The sequence below is a fragment of the Prauserella sp. PE36 genome (assembly GCF_003311655.1).
Taxonomy (GTDB): Bacteria; Actinomycetota; Actinomycetes; order Mycobacteriales; family Pseudonocardiaceae; genus Prauserella_A; species Prauserella_A endophytica.
Genome location: NZ_QEQT01000085.1, coordinates 37633 through 61090 on the forward strand (window position 1 = coordinate 37633; position 23458 = coordinate 61090).

The window sequence follows — 23458 nt, forward strand, 5'->3', positions numbered from 1 at the left end:
GCGCGAGCCTGGTTTCGGGGACGGCGGTGACGGCGGGGAGCGCGGCGAACGACGCCGCTCAGCTCTCCGCCCGGGGCGCTCGCCGGGCGCGCGACTCGGTGGCGGCGTGCCTGCCGCCCGCCGCCGTGTACCTCGTGGCCTCGGTCCTCCCCGGAAGGCCCGTGCGCCGCTCCACGATGTCGCTCAGCTCCTGCTCCCGCTCGCTCATCCCGGCGCGGACGTCCGCACCGAACGCGCCGATGGCGCCCGCCAGCTCCCGCACGGCGTCGCCCAGGTTCGAGGCTAACCCCGCCGGAGTGGCTTGACGAGCCGTTTCGGTCGCCTTACGGGAGAGGGCGACCCCGGCGGCGACGCCCATGCCGAGCCAGAACAGCCGCCTCATCGCTTGCTCTTCCTGCCCCGGCGCAGCGTGTGCTTGCCGTTCTCGGCCTTGCCCTTGCGGCGCGCGCGCACGGCCTTGGACAGTCCGTAGGACAGCGCGGCGGTCTTCACGAGGGGGCCGCCGAGGGTCGCGGTGAACACCGACGACAGCGCCGACACGTTGCCCGAGACGGCCTGCGCGTTGGCCGTGATGCCGTCCACACGCTCGAGCTGCGTGTTGACATGCGTGATCGTGTCGTTCGCGCCGTGCAGCAGCGGGTCGGTGTTCTCGTGTGCCTTGCGGATCGCGATCGTGGCCTCGTCCAGCGTGCGGCCGAGCTTGATCAACGCGATCGCGAGGAACAACACCAGCAGCACGAATGCGCCAGCGGCGATCAGTGCGGCGATCTGCCCTGCCGACACGTGCCCTCCTCCAGGATCGGTGGCGACGTCGATGTGCGGGTCAGGCTACCGTGCGTCGTCGGCCCCGGCCGTGCGACCCTGCCGCGCGTCCGCCCTGTCCCGGCTCACGACTCCGCGGTACAGCGCCGCCATGTCGTCGTCGGCGTGGCCAGCCTCCGCGGCGGCCGCGAGGTGCCGCCGGGCGGCGCGCACCCCGGCGAGATCGGCGTCGCCCTCCTCGGCGAGAACGAGGTCGGCGTCCTTGAGCGCGTGCCGCACGGCGAAGCTCAACGGGAACTGCCCCGTGATCATCGCCTCGCCCTTGACGTGCGCGTAGCCGGCGTCGAGCGGGCCTCCCCCGATGGCTTCGAGGAACAGCTCCGGGTCGAGGCCGAGCTCACGCGCGAGCGCCACACTCTCGGCCGTGGCGTTGGTCAGCGCGAGCACCCACGCGTTGGCGACGAGCTTGAGCCTGCTGCCGGCACCCGTGTCACCGACCCAGAGTGTGCGGCTGCCGACCGCGTCGAACACCGGCTCGCAGCGTCCCCGCACGTGTGCCGGCCCTGAGCCGAGGACCACGAGCGTGCCGTCCTCGGCGGGTTTCCTGGTGCCCAGCACGGGCGCGTCGGCGAAGTCCACCCCGGCCGAGGCGGCCAGGCCGGCGAGGGTCTCCGTCCACGCCGGCCCGATCGTGCCCATCTGCAGCCACACGGCAGCGGGGCCGAACGAATCCAGCACGGGCTCGACGGTCTCGCGCGTGGCGGGACCGTCGGCGAGCATCGTCACCACCACGTCGGCTCCCCCGACGGCCGCGCGTGGTTCGGTGACCAGGTCCCCGCCCAGCTCGGCGAGTGGCTGCGCCCGGCCGACCGTGCGGTTCCACGCCCGCACGGGCAGGCCCGCTTCGAGCAGGTTCAGCGCCATCGGCAGCCCCATGGTGCCCGTGCCGAGCACGGCGACGACCGGGTTGCCCGTCATGGTCCCTCCTTCGCCGGATCAGCCTCCCCTGATGGTGCGGCGCAGCCGCGGCACCCGCTCGGCGAGCGTGCGCTCGGCGCCGCGCTGGGTCGGTTCGTAGTAGTCGCGGCCCACCAGTTCGTCCGGCGGGTACTGCTGGGCGAGCACTCCCTCGGCCACGTTGTGCGGGTAGCGGTAGCCCTGCGCGTTGCCGAGCTTCTCCGCGCCCGCGTAGTGGCCGTCCCGCAGGTGCGGGGGCACCGTGCCGACGCCGCCGGAGCGGACGTCGGCCAGCGCGCTGTCGATCGCGGTGATCACCGCGTTGGACTTCGGCGCCGTGGCGAGATGCAGCGTCGCCTGTGCCAGCGCGAGCCTGCCCTCGGGCATTCCGATGAACTGCACGGCGTGCGCCGCCGCGACCGCTGCCTGCAACGCGGTGGGATCGGCGAGCCCGATGTCCTCGCTCGCGTGCACGACCAGCCTGCGCGCGATGAAGCGCGGGTCCTCCCCCGCCTCGATCATTCGGGCGAGGTAGTGCAGCGCGGCGTCGGCATCGGAACCGCGGATCGACTTGATGAACGCGCTGATGACGTCGTAGTGCTGGTCCCCGTCGCGGTCGTAGCGCACCGCAGCCTTGTCCACAGTGGACTCCACGGTGGCGAGCTCGATCGTGGGGCTGCTCGTGGCCGAGGCCGCGTCGGCCGCGGCCTCCAGCGCGGTGAGCGCGCGCCGCGCGTCACCCGCCGCGAGTCGCACCAGGTGCGCCGTCGCCTCGTCGGTGAGGGTGAACTCGCCGCCGAGGCCGCGTTCGTCGGCGAGGGCGCGGCCCAGGAGGTCCCGGATGTCGTCGTCGGTGAGCGGGCGCAGCTGAAGCACGAGCGAGCGCGACAACAGCGGGGAGACCACGGAGAACGACGGGTTCTCCGTGGTGGCGGCGACGAGCAGCACCGTGCGGTCCTCGACCGCGCCAAGCAGCGCGTCCTGCTGGGTCTTGGAGAAGCGGTGGACCTCGTCGATGAACAGCACCGTGTTCTCGCCGTTGTAGCGGCGGCGCCGCTTGGCCTCCTCGATGACGCCCCGGACCTCCTTGACCCCTGCCGAGAGCGCCGACAGCGCGACGAAACGCCGGCCCGTCGCCGTCGACACGAGGTTGGCGAGCGTCGTCTTCCCGGTGCCCGGCGGGCCGTACAACAGGACCGACGCAGGGGCCGCGCCCTCGACCAGCCTGCGCAGCGGCGCGCCCTCCCCCAGCAGGTGCTGCTGACCGACGACCTCGCCGAGGGTGCGCGGGCGCATCCGCACGGCCAGCGGAGAGCCGGGCGGCGGGGGCGGCGGCTCCGAGACCGCGACGGGCTCCGGCGGCGGGGCCACGTCCGGGTTCACCGTGAAGAGTTCGTCTTGGTGCACACCTCGACGGTAGCCGCGAGGGCCGACATCCGGCGCGCCCCCTCGGCGCGTCGGTTCAGTGCGCCGCCGCGGGTGCGGGCAGCTCGGCCGGGCTCTCCTCCGCTCCGGCCGGACGGCGGCGCCGCTCGGTGGCGGCCCGCAGCATGATCCCCGCGGCGTAGGGCATGAGGTCCCGGCCCCGCCGCCACAGCCACGGGATGCCCTTGACCACGAGCCAGCCGACGTGGTCGAGCGCGCCGATCTCCTTGCCCCCGGAGCAGACCAGGCTCACCGGCGCGGGCACCGCGTACCCCGCGCCGGCGAGCAACTCCCCGAACCCGCGCGCGAGCAACCGGTGCCCCAGCTCGGACGGGTGGAGCCGGTCGACGCTCCACGAGGCGAGCTCGTAGGTCCCCGGCACGGCGTCGAGATCGAGACACGGCACCCCGTGCCGCACCACCACCTCGTCGATGGCGGCGTTAAGCGCGTCGATGCGGGCCCGCAGCGCCCGGTGCAGCGAGCGTGGCAGCCGGAACACCCGGCCGTGGTCGTGGTACCTGACGGGCAGCACGAGCGCCCCGGCCGCGGCCAGTTCGGTCAGCACGTGGTCGAGATCGGCGGCGATCCGCCGGGGCGAGAAGTCGGAACGGAGGGTGTCGTTCATGCCGACGACCAGCAGCGCGACGTCGGGCCGGTGCGCGAGCGCCTTGGGCAGCTGGTCGGTGCGGACGCAGGCCATGCGCGCGCCCGTGAAGGAGCAGTTGAGGTACCCGGCGGGTTCGATGCCCAGAGAGTCGGCGACGAGCGGGCCCATCCCGCGCCAGGCGCCGTCGGGCAGCGGGTCGCCGAGGCCGACGGCAGTCGAGTCACCGAGCACGACGAGGCGCCGTGCCCGCACCGGCGGGGAGGGCTGTGGGGTCTCGGGGATTGCTGTCCTGGCCACGTCGTCGCACACCACGTGGACACCATCGGCCACCGAAGCTCACCAGCGGTGAGCCGCGGGTAACGACGCGTGGACGTGTCGAGGAATGCTCGGTGCCAGTGCCTAACGGAAGGCGGGGTACAGCGCGAGCTCCAGATCCGGCCCGAAGCGCGTGTCGAGCGCCGCTGCCACCCTGGCGGCGTGCTCCGCGACCGCGGTGTCGCACTCGCGGTCGCTGTGCTCCGCGTGCTCGGCGAGACCGCGCCACCAGGTGACCAGCGCGGCCGCGCGCCCGGTGCGCGAGGCGTTGCGCACGTCGGCGAGCCCGGGCACGTGCCGGCACGTCGCGTGCCACACGGCCAGCAGCTCGGTGTCGAGCAGGTACGCGGACAGCGTGTCCTCGTCGGCCAGGGCGGGCCAGAGGCCGACGACCTCGGCGCGCCACGCCGCGATCATCGCCTCCCTCATCCCCGCTGGCAGCGACAGCGGGTGCGAGGCGGAGACGAACGGCACGCGCAGATGAGCCGCGTCGATCAGCGCGCTGCGCACCCGGCCGTGTTCGAAATCGAGGAACCGCACACCCGCGCCGGTGACCAGGTTGTTGTCGGGCCACAGGTCCACCGGGCTGAACGCGCGGTAGCCGCCGGCTCGGATCTGCTCCGCGGCACGCGCGGCGGCCTCCCGCACGGCGTCGGGCGTCCGCATGCCGAAGGCCTGCTCCAGCAGGTGCGGGGTCTGTTCGGTGACGTCGCCCGGCGCGGCGCCCGCGTCGTCCGGCGCCTCGCCGGTCCGGTTCCGCGGGTTGAGCCTGCGCAGCAGCGCGTTGAAGTCGGCCTCGCGGTTGGCCGTGCTGAAGTGCAGGCGCCCGAGCGAGCGGGCCCACGACAGCAGGGCCGTCTCGGCGGCGCGGCTGTCGCCCCCGCAGAGCTTGTCCTCGAGAGTCGGCATCCTCCCGAGGTCGTCGATCACCAGCACCCGCTGGTCGGCGCTGTGTGCCAGGAGCTCGGGGCACATCCGGTCCTCGGGGGAGAGCGCCGTGAACAGCTGGTAGCTCGCCGCCTCCCTGGCGAACGAGTCGTCCTGCCCCTGCCGGGCCGCACCCGGGTAGTGCTTGATCACCAGCGTGCGTGGTAGGGCGAAGGACGACGAGTCGACCCGGGCCCTGACCACGGTGGCGGGGCCGCTCCCGGCCAGGTCCTCGGCATCGATCAGAGTGATCGTGCTGCCGAACCGCTGGGCGAGCACCGCCTCGGCGGCGGCGACGGCGGCATCGACAGAGAGAAGTTCCGCTCCTGCACCGATCGGCGACTCATCGGTAGAGGAGGTGTCCACAGTCATTGGCTCCGACCCTACTAGTGAACGAGCAGCGGTGACCACAACGTCGGCGAGAACATGAAGATTTCGCGGGATTGTCCCTCAACCGTCCGACGGTGGTCGGGGCGACGCCGCGGAACGTTTCCTTCGTACCCGCGCCGTCCTCACCAAACCGCCGCGAGCGCGATGCCCAGGACGGTTCACAACGAACCGCCCTGGCCGAGGCGGACAGGGACCACTGTCCGAGCACGGCTGCGACCGCGGCGTAGCAGGCTGGGGCACATCTCCAGCTCGAGTGCGCCGGTGTGGTCGAGCTACTGCGGCAAAGCCGGGTGACGACCCCGTCCGAACTCCTGCTCGTAGAGCCCGTTGACGACCTCGTCGGCGGCCCCGCGCGCTGTCGGCCTCCAATGTCGCCCTCGGGCGAAACGGCGGTGCCCCACGGCACCACGTGGGCCGCCCCGGAGCGGCGCCGGAGCCCGCCGCCGGTACCGCGTCGGTGCGCCCCGGCGGGCAGACGGTCCTGAGTTGCGGCACCGGTGGTCCTGAGCTGCGGCACCGGCCGTCAGCCGCGCTGCTGCGGCTTCGCGTCCACCCCGGCTTCCTTGCGCTGCTCTGCGGTGATCGGCGCCGGGGCGCCGGTCAGCGGGTCGTAGCCGCCGCCGGTCTTCGGGAAGGCGATCACGTCCCGCAGCGAGTCCGCGCCGGCGAGCAGCATCACGATGCGGTCCCAGCCGAACGCGATGCCGCCGTGCGGCGGCGGGCCGAACTGGAACGCGTCCAGCAGGAAGCCGAACTTCTCCTGCGCCTCCTCCTCGGAAAGGCCCATCACCTCGAAGACGCGCCGCTGCACGTCACCGCGGTGGATACGGATGGAGCCGCCGCCGATCTCGTTGCCGTTGCAGACGATGTCGTAGGCGTAGGCCAGCGCGTTGCCGGGGTCGGACTCGAACTTCTCGATCCACTCCGGCGTCGGCGAGGTGAACGCGTGGTGCAGCGCCGTCCACTTGCCGCCGCCCACGGCGACGTCGTCGGTCTCGTCCGCGGCCTCGAACAGCGGGAAGTCCACCACCCACACGAACGACCACGCGTTCTCGTCGATCATGCCGAGCCGCTGCGCGATCTCCACGCGAGCCGCACCGAGCAGCTGCCGCGCGTCGTTGGGCTTGCCCGCGGAGAAGAACACGCAGTCGCCGGGCTTCGCGCCCGCCGCCTCGGCCAGATGCTCCCGCTCGTGGTCGGACAGGTTCTTCGCCACGGGACCGCCGAGCGTGCCGTCCTCACCGACGAGCACGTACGCGAGGCCCTTGTGCCCGCGCTGCTTGGCCCACTCCTGCCAGGCGTCGAGCTGCCGCCGCGGCTGGTCGGCACCGCCTGGCATGACCACCGCACCGACGTAGGGCGCCTGGAACACGCGGAACGGCGTGTCGGCGAAGAACTCCGTCAGCTCGGTGAGCTCCAGACCGAACCGCAGGTCCGGCTTGTCCGTGCCGTACTTCGCCATCGCCTCGGCGTAGCTGATCCGGCGGAACGGCTGCGGCACGTCGACCCCGACGAGCTTCCACAGCGCGGTGACCACCCGCTCGCCGAGCGCGATCACGTCGTCCTGCTCGACGAAGCTCATCTCGATGTCGAGCTGCGTGAACTCCGGCTGCCGGTCGGCACGGAAGTCCTCGTCGCGGTAGCACCGGGCGATCTGGTAGTACCGCTCGAGCCCGCCCACCATCAGCAGCTGCTTGAACAGCTGCGGCGACTGGGGCAGCGCGTACCAGGAGCCCGGCCGCAGGCGTGCGGGCACCAGGAAGTCGCGGGCGCCCTCGGGCGTCGAGCGCGTCATCGTGGGCGTCTCCACCTCGATGAAGCCCTCGTCGTGCAGGACGGTCCTCGCCACCCGGTTGACCTCGCTGCGCAGCCGCATCGCACTCGCGGGACCGTTGCGGCGCAGGTCGAGGTACCGGTGCTTGAGCCGCACCTCCTCGCCGACCTCGAGCCGCTCGTCGATCGGGAACGGCAGCACCGCCGACTCGGACAGCACGTCCAGCTCCGTGACCAGGACCTCGATCTGCCCGGTCGGGATCTCCGGGTTCTCGTTGCCCTCGGGCCGCTTCGCGATCTCGCCGACCACCTTGATGCAGTACTCCGCGCGGAGCTGGTGCGCCCGCTCGGCCATCTCGCCCTCACGGAAGACGACCTGCGCGACCCCGCTCGCGTCCCGGAGATCGACGAAGATGACCCCGCCGTGGTCCCGCCGCCGGGCCACCCAACCGGTGAGCGTGACGGTCTGGCCAGCCTGCTCGACACGCAACGTGCCGGCGTTGTGGGTGCGAAGCACTTTCGCAGGATCCTCTCGGAAAGCAGTGGTAGCGGTCTTGCCATCGGTGTGCAGCGGCGTTTCGCCGACGGCTCAGGTTAACGAACCGACCGGGGTCGGCCGCCACCAGGTTTCCCGAGTGCGCGGGCACCTAAAGCAGTGTCATCTGGTCTCCCTTCGTCCGGATCGGCCCCCTCTCCCCACGCGGCATGCTGCCGTCCGGCCAGCCGGCTTCCTCATCCCCTGGCACGCCACGCTCCTCACCACCGGACCTGGGATCGAGCCCGTACCGGCGCAGCAGCGGCGTGACGCGTGCGGACAGCCACCGCCGGTACGCCGCGTTCACGTAACTGCCCCGCGCGTACAACTGCCGGTAGCGCGGCACGAGGTCCGGGTGGTGCTCCGCCAGCCAACGCGCGAACCACTCCCGCGCACCTGGACGCAGATGCAGCGGGATCACCGTGACACCCGTCGCGCCGGCATCGACCACCTCCGCCAAGAGGCTCTCGAGCGCCTCGGTGGAATCGGTGAGCCCCGGCAGCACCGGAGCGAGGAACACCCCGCAGGGCAACCCGGCCTCCCGCGCCTTCCGCACGAGCGCGAGCCGCACCCTCGGGCTCGGCGTGCCCGGTTCGAGCGTGCTCTGCAGGTCGCGGTCCAGCAATGCGATCGAGACCCCGAGGCCGACGGAGACGTCCCTGCCCACCGTCCGCAGCAGGGGCAGGTCCCTGGCCAGCACCGTGCCCTTGGTGAGGATCGAGAAGGGCGTGCCCGACCCGGCCAGCTCCGTGATGATGCGCGGCATCAGCTCGTACTTGCCTTCGGCGCGCTGATACGGGTCGGTGTTCGTGCCCATCGCGACGTGCTCGCGTTTCCAGCTCGGACGCCGGAGCTGAGCCGCGAGGACCTCGGGCGCGTTGACCTTCACGACCACCTGGGTGTCGAAGTCCCTGCCCGCGTCGAGATCGAGATAGGTGTGGGTGTTGCGCGCGAAGCAGTTGTGGCTCACCACCCCGTCGGCGATGAAGTCCCCCGTGCCCGTGGTGATGTCGAACAGCGGCCGTTCCACTCCCAGCGGCTCGACGGACACGACCCCGAGCCGCGCCCCCGACTTGATCGCCATTCCGACGATGGTGCGTTTGCGGGTGTCCGCGGGGTCGGTGGTGTGGAAGAAGCGCAGCCGCTCGGCTAGCCCGCCCGAGAGCCGGAGCACCCGCAGACCGCTGGCCCGGCCCGGATCCTCGACGACGTGCGCGAAGTCGAAGCGCTTCAACGCGAGGCGCGCCGTGTCGAGCACGTCCGGTGCCAGTACCGAGATCCGGACGATGCCTCGCGAGTGGCTGCCCTCGGCGTCGAAGATCCCGGCGAGGAAGCCCTTCTGCCAGTCCTCATCCGGCACCATCGGCACGGCGGTATCCCTGGCACCGCCGTGCCCCTGCGAGAACGACCGGATCCGGTCCAGCGCCTCACCCTCGGCCGGTCCCCGCCCGGCGCCTATCCCCTTCAGGTAGCCCTCGCGGTATGCGCGCGACAGTTCCGGCTGGGCGGCGAAGCGGCCGACGCCCATGAGCTTGTTGCCGGTCGTGAGGTACGGCCTGCGCGCCGCGCCCTGCTGCGCTCCGGTGACGTGCTTCCAGCCACGGTTGGTGAGGAACCGGTGGTCGCCACTGGCGACGAGGCTCGTGCCGTCCTCCAGGTTGATCCGGTAGGCGGGCTTGATCGTCGACCAGTGCGCGAGCACGCGCGTAGGCACGTAGCGCCGGTAGTCGCCCTCCAGCCGCGTGCCGTAGATCTCCTCGCCGACCTCGAGCTCGGCCAACGGCTTCGTCCGGCCGTTCGCCAGCAGGATCGGCGTCTCGCCCGCGAGGCAGTAGGTACACGCGTGAGAACAGCCCCGGTACGGGTTGATCGTCCATCGGAACGGCACCCGCGACGCGTCGGGCACCTTGTTCAGCACCGAGCGGGCGTGGACCTCGTGAAAGGTCACGCCGGAGAAGTCCGGTGACCGCACGGAGCGGATCAGGCCGGACAGCCCGAGCAGCGCCTGCTCGGCGTTCCCGTCGGCTCGCTGGCCATCCCATCTCACAGACTTGATTCGAACATATGTTCGATGTAGTGTCAAGGCAACGCGCGGTCACCGGCGTCGGGCCGGACCCGCACAGGAACCTGGACGAGGGGATCTCGCGCGCGGCGAGCGCCCAGGTGCGACGGGGATCGGCACCCACGATCAGGAGAGGAGGTACGCGATGCCAACAGCCCACAGGGCGTGACCACACAGAGCCCGCCGCGATCGTCGGCATCGGGACGGGGAAGCGGCCTTCCCTGCCACACGGCTCGACGGAGAGGACACGGGACCACACGGCGCACGGGCATCGGACACCTCAGGCCCGCACCCGCGTTCCGGTCGATGGAAAGGCGCACTGCGACCGGGACCGGACCCAGTCCATCATGACGCCACAGCGCGCACGATGCGGATGGGAGTGACCGTGAGCTTTCTCGACGTCCGGACATGGCACGGCCGGGTCTTCACCGGCTCGTGGGAGAAGGCCGATGGCGGTGAGACGACCGTTGTCGAACCGGCGACCGGCGAGGAGCTGGGCCGGGTCGGCGCCGCGTCGGCGACTGACGTCGCCCGCTCCGCGGCCGTTGCCGCGCAGGCGCAGCGCGACTGGGCCACGACGCCCTTCTCCGAGCGGGCCGCGATCCTGCGGCGGGCCGGTGAGCTGTGGAGCACGCACGCAGAGGAGCTGCGCGACTGGCTGATCCGCGAGTCCGGCAGCATCCCCGGCAAGGCTGACTTCGAGCTGCACGTCGCCGAGGGCGAGTGCTTCGAGGCGTCGGCACTGCCCTCGCACCCGCTGGGCGAGTTGCTGCCGAGCGAGGCGCCGAGGCTGAGCATGGCGCGCCGCGTTCCGGCAGGCGTGGTGGGAGTGATCTCGCCGTTCAACGCGCCACTGATCCTGTCCATCAGATCGGTGGCCCCGGCGCTCGCCCTCGGCAACGCCGTGGTGCTCAAGCCAGACCCGCGCACGGCCGTGTGCGGTGGGGTCGCGCTCGCACGCGTCTTCGAGGAGGCCGGGCTGCCGCCTGGGGTACTTCATGTGCTGCCCGGTGGAGCCGAGGTCGGGCAGGCGCTGGTGGAGGATCCGAACGTCCGCGTCATCTCGTTCACCGGGTCGACGGCCGCGGGCCGTGCGGTCGGCGAACTGGCGGGCCGTCACCTCAAGCGCGCCCACCTCGAGCTGGGTGGCAACTCGGCGCTGATCGTGCTCGACGACGCCGACGTCGCGGCCACGACGAGCGCGGCGGCGTGGGGGTCGTTCTTCCACCAGGGTCAGATCTGCATGACAACGGGCAGGCACCTGGTCCACGAGTCGATCTACGACGAGTACGTCGAGCGCCTCGCGGCGACGGCAGCCGGGCTGCCGGTCGGGAACCCGGCCACGGGGGAGGTCGCGCTCGGGCCGATCATCGACGAGCGGCAGCGCGACAAGATCCACGCCCTGGTGGGCTCCAGCGTCGACGCGGGCGCGAGCCTCGCGGCCGGCGGGGAGTACGAGGGGCTGTTCTACCGGCCCACCGTGCTGGCCGGGGCGAAGCCGAGCGTGCCCGCCTACGACCAGGAGGTGTTCGGGCCGGTGGCGCCGGTCGCGAGGTTCGGCACGATCGAAGAGGCCGCGCGGCTGGCCGCCGCGAGCGAGTACGGGCTCTCGCTGGGCATCCTGACCAAGGACATCGCCAAGGGCCTCGCGCTGGCCGACCGCGTCCCGACCGGCATCGTGCACATCAACGACCAGACGGTGAACGACGAGGCGCACGCTCCGTTCGGCGGGGTGCTCGCCTCCGGCACGGGCTCCCGCTTCGGCGGTGCCGCCGCCAACATCGAGGCGTTCACCGAGACCCGCTGGGTCACGCTGCGCGGAGACGTCGCCGGTTACCCGTTCTGAGCGCCGGCCACCGCGGGCAGGCTCGCCGACACCGCGTTCGCCGCGGCACGCACGAGGCCGCCGACCCGGTCGAGGTCGAGGCGGTGGGAGCGGCCCGTCACCGACAGGGCCGCCACTACCTCACCCCTCGCGCCGAGCACCGGGGCGGCCACGGCGGACACGCCGGGCTCGGCCTCCTCGCGGTTGATGCCGAGGCCACGGGCAATCGTGCGCTCGAGGTCCTGGTGCAGCAGGCCCGGCAGCACGATGGTCCTGGGCGTCAACCGGGGCAGGCCGGCGTCGACGACGCGGCGGAGCCGGTCACGGCCGCCCCACGCGAGGAACACCTTGCCGGTGGCCGTGCAGTGCGACGGCATCCGGCCGCCGACCCGGGAGCGGATGCTCATCGACTCGCGGCCGGTGAGCTTCTCCAGGAAGAGGGTGTAGACGTTGTCGGGAACGGCCAGGTGCACGTTCTCGTGGCTGGCCTCGTAGAGCTGCTCCAGGTGCGGCAGCGCCGCCTCCCTGAGCACCCGGTGCCGCGGCACGAGCTGGCCGAGCCGGAAGAGCTTCGTCGCGAGCCGGTAGTGCCCCGGACTCGACCGCTCAAGGGCGCCCCACTCCACCAGCTCTGCCAGCAGCCGGTGGGCCGTGGGTTTCGGCAGCCCGCTGCGCGCGGCGATCTCGGCAAGGCTCAGCTCGGGTTCGCCCGCTCCGAACGCGTCCAGCAATGACAGTCCCCGCGCCAGCACCGATTTCGGCGCCGGGCGGTCCGCATGGCGACTCTGCCCGCTCACGTGCGTGATGGTGACGATCACGACAGCCCAGATCAACCGGGGTTTCCACTGACTGAAAGCTTCAGGCGTCCGGCACGTGCACGCTGACCACCGCCGAGCGTCCGGACCGCACGACTCCGAGAGCCTCCGCGAGCACGCCCTTCAACTCGCTCGCGGCGCGCACCGTCCGGCCCCACGCCCCGCCCGCGGCCTCGGCGATGCCCGGGAGGTCCGCCTCGGGCTCGAAGCCCACCGGGAAGTCCGACCGCTGGGCCGCCACCCCGTCCGGGTAGACACCGAGCGTGGACATCTTCGGCGCCTTCCAGCCCCGGTTGTCGAAGATGACCGTCAGGCTCGGAGTGCCGTAGCGCCGCGCCACCCACTGCGCCGACGACGGCACCCCGAACAGGTAGGATCCGTCGCCGATCAAGGACACGACCGTGCGCTCCGGCGCCGCCAGCTTCACCCCGATCGCCGCACCCGCCGACCAGCCGAGCGAGCCCCCACCGGAGCCGATCAGGGAGCCGGGCCGCGAGCGCCGCAGGTGCTCGCTGACCACCGGGTAGTTGGTGATCGCCTCGGTGAGCACGATCGTGTCGTCGTCGATGGCCTCCCGCACGCACGCCACCAGATACTCCGGCGTGATCACCTCCCCGTCCGGCTGCTCGCGCTCCACCTGCGAGCGGACCTGGCGGTGGTGCTCGGCGGCGGCACGGGCCGCGCGGTCGGCCACCACGTCGGCGTCCACGCGGCCCCGCACGTACCCGGTGAGCTGGGTGACGGCCGTGCGCAGGTCGGCCCTCGCGAAACACTCGGCCGGGACGTGCCACAGCGGCATCTGCTCCTTGAGCGGGTCGACGTCGACGACGAACAGCCGCGCGTCCCGCGAGGGCCGGTTCTTCACCGGGATCCACGGCACGTCGCTGCCGAGCACGAGCACCACGTCGGCGGCGGCCAGCAGCGGGTTGTCGCGCTGCTCGTTCCACTGGTATCCCCAGTGCAACGGGTGGTCGCCGGGGAAGTTCACGTGCATGGGCACCGACTCGAGCACGGGAAGCGCCAGCGTCTCGCACAGCTCCACGAGCCCCGGCACCGCCTCCGGGTCGCGGCCCAGATAGGACGTCACGGCCACGGGGTTGCGCGCCCCGGCGAGGGCGTCGCCGATCCGCTCGACCACCTCCGGCGCGAGCGCCGAGGGAGCGATCGGACCGAAGGAAGCGGGGTCGGCGTGCTGCCGGGGCGCGGGTGACTCCATCACCTCGCGCGGGCCGACGAGGTACACCGGCCCGGCCGGTTCGCTGCGTGCGAGCTGCAACGCCCGGTGCACGAGCTGCTTGACGTTGTGCCCGGTGCGGATCTCGTTGTCGTACTTGGTGTATCCGCGCACGATGCCGCGCTGGTCGTGCACGTCCTGGATCCACTGGATGAACTCGTTGCGGCTGCCCGGCAGCTCACCCTCCTGCGTGAACGGCGACGCGCCAGCGTAGAGCAGCACCCCGACGCGGCCCTTGGCCGCGTTGTGCAACATGCCGCCGATGTTCTGCGTGCCGCACTCCACGTGCACCACCACGGCCTGCGGCACACCGGTCACCTGCGCGTAGCCCTGCGCCGCCGACATGGCGACGCTCTCGTGGGGACAGATCACCAGCTCGGGCAGCTCGCCCAGGGTCCCGTCGGCCCTCGCCCGCGCGTACGCCTCGACGAGCCCCGGGTGGTCGCTGCCGAGGTTGGCGAAGACGTACCGGACGCCGCCCTCGTGGAGTGCCTCCAGGAAGGCCCTGCTCGTCGAATACCCGTTCACGCCATCACTTCCTCGCTGTCATCGGTGCTCCGCCGCCGGGGAAACGCCATCGCGACGAGGTCGTCGTACGGGATACCCCGCGCCTGCGGCCGGTTCCTGCCCACAAGACTGCCGAGCCACGCGCACAAGAACCCGGCCGGCACCGACACGAGCGCGGGCACCGAGAGCGGGAACAAGTGGTCCTCGCCGAGGACGTCGGGACCGATCAGCACCAGTCCCAGTGAAACCACCAGCCCGCCGACGAGTCCCCACGTCGCGCCGACGCGGTTGAAGCCCCGCCAGTAGATCGTCAGCAGCAGCACGGGCATCGTCGTGCTCGCCGCGATGGCGAACGCGACGTTGGCGAGGAAGGCCACGTTGAGCGATTTGGCGCCGAGTGCCAGCAGGATCGCCACAACCGAGATCGCCACCCCGGCCACGCGGCCGACCACGAACTGCCTGCGGCGGCTGACCTTTCCCTCGCGCATCGCGACGTTGTATAGGTCGTGCGCGACCGCGCCGGATGACGCGATGGACAGCCCCGCGAGCACGGCGAGGATCGTGGCCATCACGACGCCGACGACGATCGCGAACAGCAGGTTGCCGCCGATGATCTCCGCGAGCCGGGCCGCGGCGAGATTGCCGCCGGGGTTGTCGGCGAGGATCTGCTCCCGGCCCACCTCGCGCAGCGCCGCGTACCCGAAGACAGGCAGGGTGAGGAAGAAGAACGCGAACAGCCACATCGCGAACTGGGCCGAGTGGCGGGCGGCCCTGGCGTCGCGCACGGTCAGGAACCGGATCATCACGTGCGGCAGGCCCATGATGCCGAGCGCAACGCCGAGGTTGAGGGACAGGTTGTTCAGCCCCGCGGTGGTGTCGTCGTGCCGCGGCACGACGACCTCGCTGCCGAACTCGCGCTCCGCCTCGATCATCGAGCCGACGGGGTTCCAGCCGGTCCGCGACATCACGATGCCGAGCATCACCAGCACGGTCGCGATCAGCAGAACCGCCTTGAACACCTGGATGTAGGTGGTCCCGACCATTCCGCCGAGGAACGTGTAGACGGTCATGAGCGCGCCGATCAGCAGCACGGCGAGCGTGAAGTCGACGCCCAGCAGCAGTTGCGCGAGCAGGCCGGCGCCGACGAACTGGATGAGCATGTAGACCACGGACAGGATCAGCGACGCCACCGCGAGCACACCGCGAAGCAGCCGGCCGTCGAACCGCGCGGCCACCGCGTCGGCGAGGGTGAACCGGCCGAGGTTGCGCAGCGGCTCGGCGATCACCAGAAGCACCAGCAGGTAGGCCACCGGGATGCCCAGCGCGAGGTACATCCCCTCGAATCCGGACAGCGCCACCGCGCCCGTGATGCCGAGGAACGACGCCGCGGACAGCTGGTCGCCGGCGAGCGCGAGGCCGTTCTGCCAGCCGCTCACGCGCCTGCCCGCGATGTAGTGGTCATCGGTGTCGCGGTTGCGGCGCGCCGCGAAGCTGGTCAGACCAAGGGTGATCGCGACGATCCCGATCACCACGACGACGGCGAGGACGTTCATGACGCGCCCTCCCTTCGGTTGGCCCACCGGCAGTAGGCGTAGGCGCCGCCGAGCGGGAACAGGATCGCGAACGCGGCCGCCACGTAGCCGAGCCCGACGGGGCCGAGGTGCCCGTCGAACAGGGTCGTGAACGCGGTGAGGGCGGGAATCGCGAGGTACACCACGAGCGTGAGCGCACCGCCGGCCAACGCGATCCTTCTGCGCACCCGGAACTCGTGTCGCTCCGGGGGCCGCGGCGTACGCTCGTCCACGTCCTGCCTCCTCGCGTTCGGTGTACGCGGGAGGGTCGCGGGCGGGCGGCACGGGCGACAACGCGGCCGTTTCGCTCGCCGGAATCTGCCGGAGAGAAGCCGGGTGAGAACGGGACGGCGTGGCGGTGGCCCACCCCGGTCACGTCCGACCCCCAGCCGGACGTGACCGGCGGGACCGACTCCGTACCACGCCGCCGTCCGGACCCCGTTCTCGATCAGCTCTGACGCGGGGGCCTTCGGGACGGTTCCGGTGAGTTGGCGCAAGATAGGCCGGTGCCACGCGACATCTCCGACGACGACACCGGCCCCATCCGCCGGGTCCCCGCCGAGCCACGGGAGAACCGTCCCTCGGGTCCGCGCAGGCACACCGCCCGGCGCGCGACACCGGAGCGCGAATCCACGCGGCGGACCGCGCGACCGCGCAGCGCGCCACAGCGCCCTCAGGAGCCCAGGGAACCCGAGGAGCGCAGGGAACCCGCTTTCCCCGTCGGGCACGGCCACGGCCACGGACCAGCCGAACCCGCGTCCCGCCGGGTGAAGATGCTGCTGATCGCGCTGCTCGCCCCGCTCGCGCTGGCGACCGTGACCGGGGTGGCGCTGCTGTACCCGTGGGGAGAGCCGGCGGCGCTGGGCGCCAACGCGGTCGGCACGCCGGTGCACGGCGAGGTGACCGCGGCGGAGGCCGGGCCGTGTCTCGCGCCGGGGCAGGTCCAGGTGGGGGAACCGCCGCAGGGCGGCAGCGAGTGCCTCACCGTGGACGTCCTGCTCACCGACGGCGACGCCGAGGGCACCACCATCCGTAAGACGATTCCGCTCGAGCCGAGCACACCACGCTTCGCCGTCGGCGACGCCGTAGTGCTCGCCTACAGCGGCGCGCAGCCGGAGGACTCGGAGTCCTACCAGATCCAGGACTTCCAGCGCGGCACGCCGCTGCTGATCCTCGCCGGGCTGTTCGGGCTCGCGGTGATCGCGCTCGGCCGCTGGCGTGGCCTCGCCGCGCTCGTCGCGCTCGGGTTGAGCATCGTGGCGCTCGCCGTGTTCGTGCTGCCCGCGATCCTGCACGGCGAGAACCCGCTGCTGGTCGCGATCGCCGGCTCCGGGCTGATCATGTTCGTCACCCTGTACCTCACCCACGGCCTGTCCGCGCGGACGTCGGTCGCCGTGCTCGGCACCATGGTGTCCCTGACGCTCATCGGGATCCTGTCGGCGATCTTCTCGGCCATGTCGGAGCTGACCGGGCTCAGCGACGACACGTCCACGCTCATCGCCTCGCTCGGTCACGGCATCGACGCGCGCGGCCTGCTGCTGGCCGGGGTGGTGATCGGCGCGCTCGGCGTGCTCGACGATGTCACGGTGACCCAGACCAGCGCCGTGTGGGAGCTGCGCAGGGCGAACCCGTCACTGGGCTGGCGCGAGCTCTACGGCGCGGGCCTGCGCATCGGCCGCGACCATGTCGGGTCGGCGGTCAACACGCTCGTGATGGCCTACGCGGGCGCCGCCCTGCCGGTGCTGCTGCTGGCCTCGCTGTCGGGCGTGGGGCTCGGTTCGATCCTGGGCTCGCAGGACATCGCGTCCGAGATCGTCCGCACGCTCGCGGGCAGCATCGGCATCGTCGCCGCGGTGCCGGTGACCACCCTGCTGGCCGCCCTGATCGTCGTCCGGGAGGATCTGCCGGATCACATCAGCCCCGCGAATACTCCGTAGTCACACCAGCCTCACCGGCACGCCCCGCCTCCCCTTGGCAGCCGCCGGTGCGGTACGAAGTGGCGTGTCCAGGGCAACCTTCCCGGCTGGAGGCGCCATGTTCGGTTCAGCTCTCGCCAGCCCTCGCCGGGTGCTGGACACCGCGCTCCGAGCCGGCCGCGCCGCCCACGCGGCGATCGAGGCGCTGCCGAGGATCGCGGCGCTGCTCGGCGACCTGCGGGAGACGGGCGAACAGCTGGAACGGCTGTCGGTGTTCGCCGCCCAGGAACTGCCGGAGATCGTCTACCAGCTCGAGGCGATGCGCGCGCAGCTGACCGCGATCGAACGCCGCCTGACCACTCCGGGAGCGGACGGGCAGGCCGTCACTCCAGGGTCGCCACGAACCGGTTCACGGCGTCCATCGTGAAGCGCTGGACCAGCTTGCCGGACGGCGCGGCCGACGCGAGCCGGTAGAGCGGGCGGTCGGCCGCGGCGTCGCCGCGCGCCTCCGACCGCAGCTGCGCGACGAGCAACTCCGAGAACACCACGCCGTTGGCGTCGATGTTGTTCAGCAGTGCGTCGGCCAGCCTCCGCAGCGCGAGGATGCCCAGCTCGCGACCACCGGTGCCGGCGTAGACGGCGAGGTCGATCTTGATGGCCTTGCCCCGCTCGGCGGCGTTGACCAGCAGACTCACCGTGCGGGTGCCGCGGACGTCGGAGACCAGCAGGTCGATGCGCCCCGCCGTGACGAGGTCGATGCGCCTGCTGCCCCAGTTGCGCACCACCACCGTCTTGCCCTCCAGCCACACCTGGCGGCGCGCGTTGTAGGACACGAGGTAGAGCAGCGGCAGCGCGATGATCCCGGCCACGACCAGCCCGGTCACCTGGCCGCCGATGAGGCCGGCGATGCCGCCGAACGCGGCCGCGAACAGAACGACGCCGACGAGCCCGGAAACCATGCGCTTGCGGCGCAGTGCCGCGTCGTCCCCGTAGAGCGGGATCCGGTCCGGCTCGGGACCCGGCTCGCGCTGGGCAGGTTCCGGTTCGGTCATGACATCCCCCCGCCGTTTTCCAGAAACGGATTCGTGGCCCGCTCGCGGCCGATGGTCGTGGTGGGTCCGTGCCCCGGAAGGACGACGGTGTCGTCGGGGTAGGTCAGCAGGGTACGCAGCGAGCTGGCGATCTCCCTGGCGTCGCCGCCGGGCAGGTCGGTGCGGCCGATGGAGCCCGCGAACAGTGTGTCGCCGGTGAGCGCGAGCTGCCCGCCCTCGTCACTGTCGAGCCGGAACACGGCTGAGCCGGGGGTGTGCCCCGGTGTGTGACCGGTGGTGATCCGCAGCCCGGCCAGCTCGAGCGGGCCGTCGCCGAGTTCCCGGACGTCGCGCGGTTCGGTGAGGCTGACGGAGCCGAACGCGGCGGCGAGCTCCGGGCCGAGCCCCTTCAGCGGATCGGAGAGCAGCACGCGGTCCTCGGGCCGGATCCACACCGGGATGCCGTGCGCGTCGGCGATCTCGGCTGCCGAGTACACGTGGTCGAAGTGCCCGTGCGTGGCGAGCACGGCCGCCGGGGTGAGCCGGTGCTCCCGCAGCGCGGCGTCGACACCCTCGCGTGCGCCCTCGCCGGGGTCCACGATCACACAGCCGTGACCGGCGTCGGCGGCCAGCAGGTAGCAGTTCGCCTGGAACGCGCCGGCCGGGAACCCGACGACGAGCACGAAATCCACCTCCGCGTTTGGGATCTGCCCCACCCTAGCCGCCCCTGTACAGGGTCCTCACAGACAGTGCCCATAGACTGCCGCCTACTGCCAGGCGGGTGACATCGAGAAGATCTGGGAGGGCAGGTGGCGACCAACCAGCAGCGCCGCGAGGCCGCGAAGCGCAAGCTCGAGCGGCAGCTCGTCCGCAGGGCCGAGCGGGCGAAGCGACGCAAGATCATCGGCGTCGGCGTGACCGTCGGCGTGGTGGTGGTCGTGGCGGGCCTCATCGTGGTGCTCTCCACCCAGGGTGGTGACAACGCCGCCGGTGAGCAGCCGAACGAGTCGCCGTCACCGGCGCCGTCGTCCGAGCAGATCGACATCCCCACCCAGCGCGTGCAGCCCGCCGCCAGGCCGGAGCCGCTGCCCAACCCGACCAACTGCGAGTACCCGGCCTCCGGGGAGCCCGCGAAGCCGGTGAACCCGCCGAACGGCCAGAACGTCTCCTCGCAGGGCACGGTGAACGTGACACTGCAGAGCACGGTCGGCGACATCCCGCTGACGCTCGACCGCGCGCTCGCGCCGTGCACGGTGAACAGTTTCGTCAGTCTGGCCGAGCAGGGCTTCTACACCGACACCTCGTGTCACCGCATCGGTACCACCGGCCTGCAGATGCTGCAGTGCGGCGACCCGACGGGCAGCGGCAGCGGTGGCCCCGGCTACGGCTTCGCCGACGAGACGTTCCAGCAGCTGAAGTACGGCCGCGGCATCCTCGCGATGGCCAACTCCGGCCCGGACACCAACGGCAGCCAGTTCTTCATGGTCTTCGGCGAGGCGCCGCTCTCCCCCGACTACACCGTGTTCGGGACGATCTCCGACGAAGGACTCGAGGTCATCGACGAGGTCGCTCGTGGAGGACACGACGGCGCGTTCGAGCCGAGCCCCGGCGGCGGCAAGCCCAACACCGAGGTGAAGTTCACCGGCGTCACCGTCGGTTGATGCTGCTCGCGCACGTCAACGGAGCCCCGGCGACGGCGGAGCAGCTCGCCGTCCCCGCGGTGGTCAACTACGGCCACTTCACCTCGCTGCAGGTGCGCGACGGGCACACCCGTGGCCTCGCGTTGCACCTGCGCCGGCTCTCCGAAGGCACCAGGGTGCTGTTCGGCAGCGAACTCGACATCGCGCTGGTGCGGGAGTACCTGCGCCGCGCGGTCGACGGCGCGGGCGCCGTCACCGCCAGGGTCACGCTCTTCTCCCTCGCGGCCCCCGGCGGGCGGATCGAGCCGGTGGACCCGGACGTGCTGGTGACCCTGCGGGCGCCGAGCGTCGCGTCCACCGCGCCGGTGCGGTTGCGCTCGGTGCGCTACCAGCGCCCGCTGCCGGAGGTGAAGCACGTCGGCACGTTCGGACTGCTGCACCACACCCGGGAGGCGAGGCTCGCGGGCTATGACGACGCGCTGTTCGTCGACGCCGGGGGCAACGTGTCCGAGGCCTCGATCTGGAACGCCGGGTTCTTCGACGGCGACACCGTGGTGTGGCCGCAGGCTCGACAACTGAGCGGCACGATGCGGCTGCTGCTCGAACGGGGTCTCGCGGCACTGGGCGTCGCGAGCGTCACCCGCCCGCTGCCGCTGGAGCGGGCGCGCGCCCAGCGCAGCGCATTCCTGTGCAACTCCGGCAACCCCGGCCAGCCCGTGTCGGCCATCGACGACGCGGAGCTGTCGGTGGACCCCGAGCTCACCGCGCTGCTGCGGCGCGCCTACGAGGGCAACCCGCTGGAGCGGATCTAGTGCCCTCCGGCGGAGAGCCCTAGCGGCCCAGGAACCCGGTCAGGGCCACGGTCAGCTCGACCGGACTGTCCTCGTGGACGAGGTGTCCCGCCCCGGGCAGGACCTCCAGCCGGGCACCGGGGACCAGGGCGGCGAGCTCCCGCCCTCTCGCGGCGGGGACCCACGCGTCGTCGGCACCCCAGCACACCAGTACGGGCAGGTCGATCGTGGCGTAGCGGTCCCGCATCGCGGTGGTGTACTCCGCGTCGGCCGTGCGCTGGGCGAGCTGCCGGTAGAACGCGCGCTGCCCTTCGTCGCCGAGCCACGGTGCGACGAGAGCATCCAGCACGTCCGGCCGCAGCTCCCGCGCGGCGGCCGAGCGGACGTACTCCCGCACGAGCGCGCGGTGCAACGCCGGGGGCAGCCGCTCGAACACGCCCGCGTGCTCGCCCGCCAGGCGGGAGAACGGGCTCCCCCACGGCCCCAGCGCGACCGCGTCGACGAGCGCGAGGCTGCGATAGGGCGCACCGTGCAGCAGGTGCGCGCCCAGCGCCACGGCCCCGCCCGAGTCGTGGGCGACGACGTCGGGCTCGGCGAGGCCCCAGTGCTCCAGCAGGTCCCGGAACACCTCGCCCAGCGCGGCGAGCGAGAGGTCCTGGCCGTCGAACTTCTCCGAGGAGCCGTACCCCGGCATGTCCCAGACGTGGACGCGGCGGCCCGTCAACGCGCGGGCGAAGCCACGCCAGACGTAGGACGAGAACGGCGTGCCGTGCAGGAGTACCACGGGCTCGCCGCCCGGATCGCCGAAACGGTCCCAGCGCACGGTGCCGAGCCGGCTGCGCCAGGACTCACGCAGGTGCCACGCGTTCATCCCGCTCCCGTTCCGCTTGTCCCACCGGGCACGTCGCGTCGGTGACGCAGCACTTCCGGTCGCACAGCCTGCACAGGTACTGGGCGTTGCCCACCTCGTCATAGAGCCGGGTGAGCAGCGTGGAGAGCAGCCGGTCGAGCGTCCGCTGGTCGTCCTCGTCCAGTACGGCGACGAGGTCGGTCAGGGGGCTCGCCCGCGCCGCGAGCACCTTCCGTGCCGCCTGGCTGCCCGCTCTCGTGGGGTGCAGCATCGTCATCCGGCTGTGCCACGGACTGGCCCGCCGCTCCACGAGGCCGTCCGCCACCAGCGAGTCGACCATGCGAGCCGCCGCCGACTGGGTCAGCCCGACGCGCCGCCCAAGCTCCGTCACGCTCAGGCCGGGATGGGCCGTCAGCGACACCAGCGCCGCGGCACCGCTCGCGCTGACCTTCGCGGCCTCGGTCGCGCCGCCGAGGGCCAGATCGGTCAGGGCGAGCGCGGTCGCGCCGAGCAGGTTCGCGGTCCGCCGGGAGTCATGCATCACTCATTACTACATGCATTACTCATGACTCGTCAAGCCGCCGGAACCCGACCGCAGTGAAGGCCACCATGCCTGCGCCCGCCCGTCTCCCCCCCACCACCCAAACCGAGACGCTGACGCGCCGCTGTGCTCGATTCCACGCAGTGAAGGTGGCCTTCACTGCGGTCGGGCGGGCAGTCGGGCGGGCGGGCGGGCTGGCTCGGTCAGCGGAAGGTGAAGTTCGGCGGGCGGCGTTCGAGGAAGGCGGCGACACCCTCGGCGTAGTCCTCGCCGTGCACGGCGGCGGCGCGGATCTCGTCCACTTCGGAGTCGGGTTCCGCCTGTCCCGCCACGATCTTCTCGATGATCCGGTTCATCCCCCGGATCGAGGCCTGCGAGCGCGAGCCCAGCGTCCGCACGAAGTCCATTGTGGACTCCTCAAGCGCACCGGCTGGGAACACCTCGTTGACCAGGCCCATTTCACGCGCCCGCACCGCGTCCACGAGCAGGCCCGACAGGAGGAAGTACCGCGCGTTCGCAGGCCCGACGAGCGACACGAGCTGGCGGGTGGAGTCGAAGTGGTAGACGATGCCGAGCTTGGACGGCGTGATGCCGAAGCGGGAACCCTCCGCGGCGAACCGGAAGTCGCTGGCCACCGCGAGCTGGCAGCCGCCCCCGATGCAGTTGCCCCTGATCATCGCCACGCTCGGTTTGCGCATGGACGCCAGCGCCGCGACCGCCGCCTCGACGGCCTTGTCGTAGGTGGCGGCGCCCTCCGCCGACGAGCGCAGGTCGCGGAACTCACCGATGTCGGCGCCCGCGGAGAAGTCCTCTCCCGCACCGGTCAGCACGAGGACCGTCACCGACGGATCGCGTTCGACCCCGGCCACGATGCCGGGAATCGCCGACCACATGCCGAAGCTGATGGCGTTCATCTTCTCCGGCCTGCGCAGCGTCAGCCGCGCAACCTCACCGTCATGCTCGAGCTCGATCCCGTCGGTCATG

Annotated in this window: 22 protein-coding genes; 5 read left to right on the forward strand and 17 right to left on the reverse strand. The window is 71.9% G+C overall.

Annotation, left to right across the window (positions count from 1 at the left end; all coding sequences use genetic code 11):
- Nucleotides 1–58 precede the first annotated feature (58 nt).
- The 8 genes from DI005_RS24245 to DI005_RS24280 all read right to left on the reverse strand — a co-directional run bounded on the left by DI005_RS24245 (nucleotide 59) and on the right by DI005_RS24280 (nucleotide 9738).
- A complete protein-coding gene (locus DI005_RS24245) occupies nucleotides 59–382 on the reverse strand; it encodes a hypothetical protein (protein ID WP_112274548.1) in 324 nt (107 codons plus the stop codon).
- Nucleotides 379–783 (reverse strand): DUF948 domain-containing protein, encoded by a 405-nt coding sequence (locus DI005_RS24250; RefSeq protein WP_112274550.1) that lies wholly within the window; start codon nucleotides 781–783, stop codon nucleotides 379–381. The genes DI005_RS24245 and DI005_RS24250 overlap by 4 nt, the downstream gene beginning before the upstream one ends.
- 45 nt (nucleotides 784–828) lie before the next feature.
- On the reverse strand, nucleotides 829–1740 hold the full coding sequence (locus tag DI005_RS24255; RefSeq protein ID WP_112274552.1) for an NAD(P)-dependent oxidoreductase: 912 nt from the start codon (nucleotides 1738–1740) through the stop codon (nucleotides 829–831).
- Between the two features lie 18 nt (nucleotides 1741–1758).
- On the reverse strand, nucleotides 1759–3126 hold the full coding sequence (locus DI005_RS24260; RefSeq protein ID WP_112274554.1) for a replication-associated recombination protein A: 1368 nt from the start codon (nucleotides 3124–3126) through the stop codon (nucleotides 1759–1761).
- A gap of 55 nt (nucleotides 3127–3181) precedes the next feature.
- The gene (locus DI005_RS24265) at nucleotides 3182–3982 is read right to left on the reverse strand and encodes an SGNH/GDSL hydrolase family protein (RefSeq protein ID WP_170200613.1); all 801 of its coding nucleotides are present in this window, start codon (nucleotides 3980–3982) and stop codon (nucleotides 3182–3184) included.
- Between the two features lie 168 nt (nucleotides 3983–4150).
- Nucleotides 4151–5365: a phosphotransferase gene (locus tag DI005_RS24270; RefSeq protein ID WP_113643649.1), complete on the reverse strand. Its 1215-nt coding sequence runs from the start codon at nucleotides 5363–5365 to the stop codon at nucleotides 4151–4153.
- A 541-nt stretch (nucleotides 5366–5906) separates the two neighbouring features.
- Entirely contained in the window at nucleotides 5907–7673 is a 1767-nt protein-coding gene (gene aspS, locus DI005_RS24275) for an aspartate--tRNA ligase (protein ID WP_112274560.1), read from the reverse strand.
- 130 nt (nucleotides 7674–7803) lie between these two features.
- A complete protein-coding gene (locus DI005_RS24280) occupies nucleotides 7804–9738 on the reverse strand; it encodes an intein-containing Rv2578c family radical SAM protein (RefSeq protein ID WP_199543179.1) in 1935 nt (644 codons plus the stop codon).
- Nucleotides 9739–10138: 400 nt separating this feature from the next.
- On the opposite strand from DI005_RS24280, the gene DI005_RS24285 reads away from it, so the two are divergent.
- Nucleotides 10139–11599, forward strand: a complete 1461-nt coding sequence (locus DI005_RS24285; protein ID WP_112274884.1) for a benzaldehyde dehydrogenase — start codon at nucleotides 10139–10141, stop codon at nucleotides 11597–11599.
- Here DI005_RS24285 and DI005_RS24290 read toward each other — a convergent pair.
- The 4 genes from DI005_RS24290 to DI005_RS24305 all read right to left on the reverse strand — a co-directional run bounded on the left by DI005_RS24290 (nucleotide 11587) and on the right by DI005_RS24305 (nucleotide 15938).
- Nucleotides 11587–12375, reverse strand: coding sequence for an IclR family transcriptional regulator (locus DI005_RS24290; protein ID WP_112274886.1), 789 nt, complete (start codon nucleotides 12373–12375; stop codon nucleotides 11587–11589). The genes DI005_RS24285 and DI005_RS24290 overlap by 13 nt on opposite strands.
- A gap of 61 nt (nucleotides 12376–12436) precedes the next feature.
- Nucleotides 12437–14155, reverse strand: coding sequence for a thiamine pyrophosphate-requiring protein (locus tag DI005_RS24295; RefSeq protein ID WP_113643650.1), 1719 nt, complete (start codon nucleotides 14153–14155; stop codon nucleotides 12437–12439).
- Nucleotides 14152–15687 (reverse strand): cation acetate symporter, encoded by a 1536-nt coding sequence (locus DI005_RS24300; protein ID WP_112274564.1) that lies wholly within the window; start codon nucleotides 15685–15687, stop codon nucleotides 14152–14154. Before DI005_RS24300 ends, DI005_RS24295 begins: the two co-directional genes overlap by 4 nt.
- Nucleotides 15684–15938, reverse strand: a complete 255-nt coding sequence (locus tag DI005_RS24305) for a DUF485 domain-containing protein (RefSeq protein ID WP_112274566.1) — start codon at nucleotides 15936–15938, stop codon at nucleotides 15684–15686. The genes DI005_RS24300 and DI005_RS24305 overlap by 4 nt, the downstream gene beginning before the upstream one ends.
- A gap of 273 nt (nucleotides 15939–16211) precedes the next feature.
- Here DI005_RS24305 and DI005_RS24310 point away from each other — a divergent pair, with 273 nt between their 5' ends.
- Both DI005_RS24310 and DI005_RS24315 read left to right on the forward strand, forming a co-directional pair.
- Nucleotides 16212–17642 carry a YibE/F family protein gene (locus DI005_RS24310; protein WP_113643651.1) on the forward strand — a complete coding sequence of 477 codons (1431 nt, stop codon included), beginning with the start codon at nucleotides 16212–16214 and terminating at the stop codon, nucleotides 17640–17642.
- Between the two features lie 97 nt (nucleotides 17643–17739).
- Complete coding sequence (locus tag DI005_RS24315) at nucleotides 17740–18048, forward strand: hypothetical protein (RefSeq protein ID WP_112274570.1); 309 nt, start codon at nucleotides 17740–17742, stop codon at nucleotides 18046–18048.
- Here DI005_RS24315 and DI005_RS24320 read toward each other — a convergent pair.
- Together DI005_RS24320 and DI005_RS24325 are read right to left on the reverse strand one after the other, a co-directional pair.
- Nucleotides 18005–18673 (reverse strand): hypothetical protein, encoded by a 669-nt coding sequence (locus tag DI005_RS24320; RefSeq protein ID WP_113643652.1) that lies wholly within the window; start codon nucleotides 18671–18673, stop codon nucleotides 18005–18007. The genes DI005_RS24315 and DI005_RS24320 overlap by 44 nt on opposite strands.
- Nucleotides 18670–19335, reverse strand: coding sequence for an MBL fold metallo-hydrolase (locus DI005_RS24325; protein WP_112274888.1), 666 nt, complete (start codon nucleotides 19333–19335; stop codon nucleotides 18670–18672). The genes DI005_RS24320 and DI005_RS24325 overlap by 4 nt, the downstream gene beginning before the upstream one ends.
- Nucleotides 19336–19461: 126 nt before the next feature.
- Here DI005_RS24325 and DI005_RS24330 point away from each other — a divergent pair, with 126 nt between their 5' ends.
- A complete protein-coding gene (locus DI005_RS24330) occupies nucleotides 19462–20313 on the forward strand; it encodes a peptidylprolyl isomerase (protein WP_112274574.1) in 852 nt (283 codons plus the stop codon).
- Nucleotides 20313–21104 carry an aminotransferase class IV family protein gene (locus DI005_RS24335; protein ID WP_233520298.1) on the forward strand — a complete coding sequence of 264 codons (792 nt, stop codon included), beginning with the start codon at nucleotides 20313–20315 and terminating at the stop codon, nucleotides 21102–21104. Before DI005_RS24330 ends, DI005_RS24335 begins: the two co-directional genes overlap by 1 nt.
- Nucleotides 21105–21123: 19 nt before the next feature.
- On the opposite strand, the gene DI005_RS24340 is transcribed toward DI005_RS24335, so the two are convergent.
- From DI005_RS24340 to DI005_RS24350, 3 genes are all read right to left on the reverse strand, one after another.
- Nucleotides 21124–21954 carry an alpha/beta fold hydrolase gene (locus DI005_RS24340; protein WP_113643653.1) on the reverse strand — a complete coding sequence of 277 codons (831 nt, stop codon included), beginning with the start codon at nucleotides 21952–21954 and terminating at the stop codon, nucleotides 21124–21126.
- Nucleotides 21932–22474: a MarR family winged helix-turn-helix transcriptional regulator gene (locus DI005_RS24345; protein ID WP_113643654.1), complete on the reverse strand. Its 543-nt coding sequence runs from the start codon at nucleotides 22472–22474 to the stop codon at nucleotides 21932–21934. The genes DI005_RS24340 and DI005_RS24345 overlap by 23 nt, the downstream gene beginning before the upstream one ends.
- A gap of 203 nt (nucleotides 22475–22677) precedes the next feature.
- Nucleotides 22678–23457, reverse strand: a complete 780-nt coding sequence (locus DI005_RS24350; RefSeq protein ID WP_112274578.1) for an enoyl-CoA hydratase-related protein — start codon at nucleotides 23455–23457, stop codon at nucleotides 22678–22680.
- Nucleotide 23458 lies beyond the last annotated feature (1 nt).

Bases quoted from the DNA above. Each gene is read 5' to 3' on its own strand.
- DI005_RS24245 (WP_112274548.1), bottom strand. From the start codon at position 382: ATGAGGCGGCTGTTCTGGCTCGGCATGGGCGTCGCCGCCGGGGTCGCC.
- DI005_RS24255 (WP_112274552.1), bottom strand. From the start codon at position 1,740: ATGACGGGCAACCCGGTCGTCGCCGTGCTCGGCACGGGCACCATGGGG.
- DI005_RS24270 (WP_113643649.1), bottom strand. From the start codon at position 5,365: ATGACTGTGGACACCTCCTCTACCGATGAGTCGCCGATCGGTGCAGGA.
- DI005_RS24300 (WP_112274564.1), bottom strand. From the start codon at position 15,687: ATGAACGTCCTCGCCGTCGTCGTGGTGATCGGGATCGTCGCGATCACC.
- DI005_RS24315 (WP_112274570.1), top strand. From the start codon at position 17,740: ATGTTCGGTTCAGCTCTCGCCAGCCCTCGCCGGGTGCTGGACACCGCG.
- DI005_RS24320 (WP_113643652.1), bottom strand. From the start codon at position 18,673: ATGACCGAACCGGAACCTGCCCAGCGCGAGCCGGGTCCCGAGCCGGAC.
- DI005_RS24335 (WP_233520298.1), top strand. From the start codon at position 20,313: ATGCTGCTCGCGCACGTCAACGGAGCCCCGGCGACGGCGGAGCAGCTC.
- DI005_RS24340 (WP_113643653.1), bottom strand. From the start codon at position 21,954: ATGAACGCGTGGCACCTGCGTGAGTCCTGGCGCAGCCGGCTCGGCACC.
- DI005_RS24345 (WP_113643654.1), bottom strand. From the start codon at position 22,474: ATGCATGACTCCCGGCGGACCGCGAACCTGCTCGGCGCGACCGCGCTC.
- DI005_RS24350 (WP_112274578.1), bottom strand. From the start codon at position 23,457: ATGACCGACGGGATCGAGCTCGAGCATGACGGTGAGGTTGCGCGGCTG.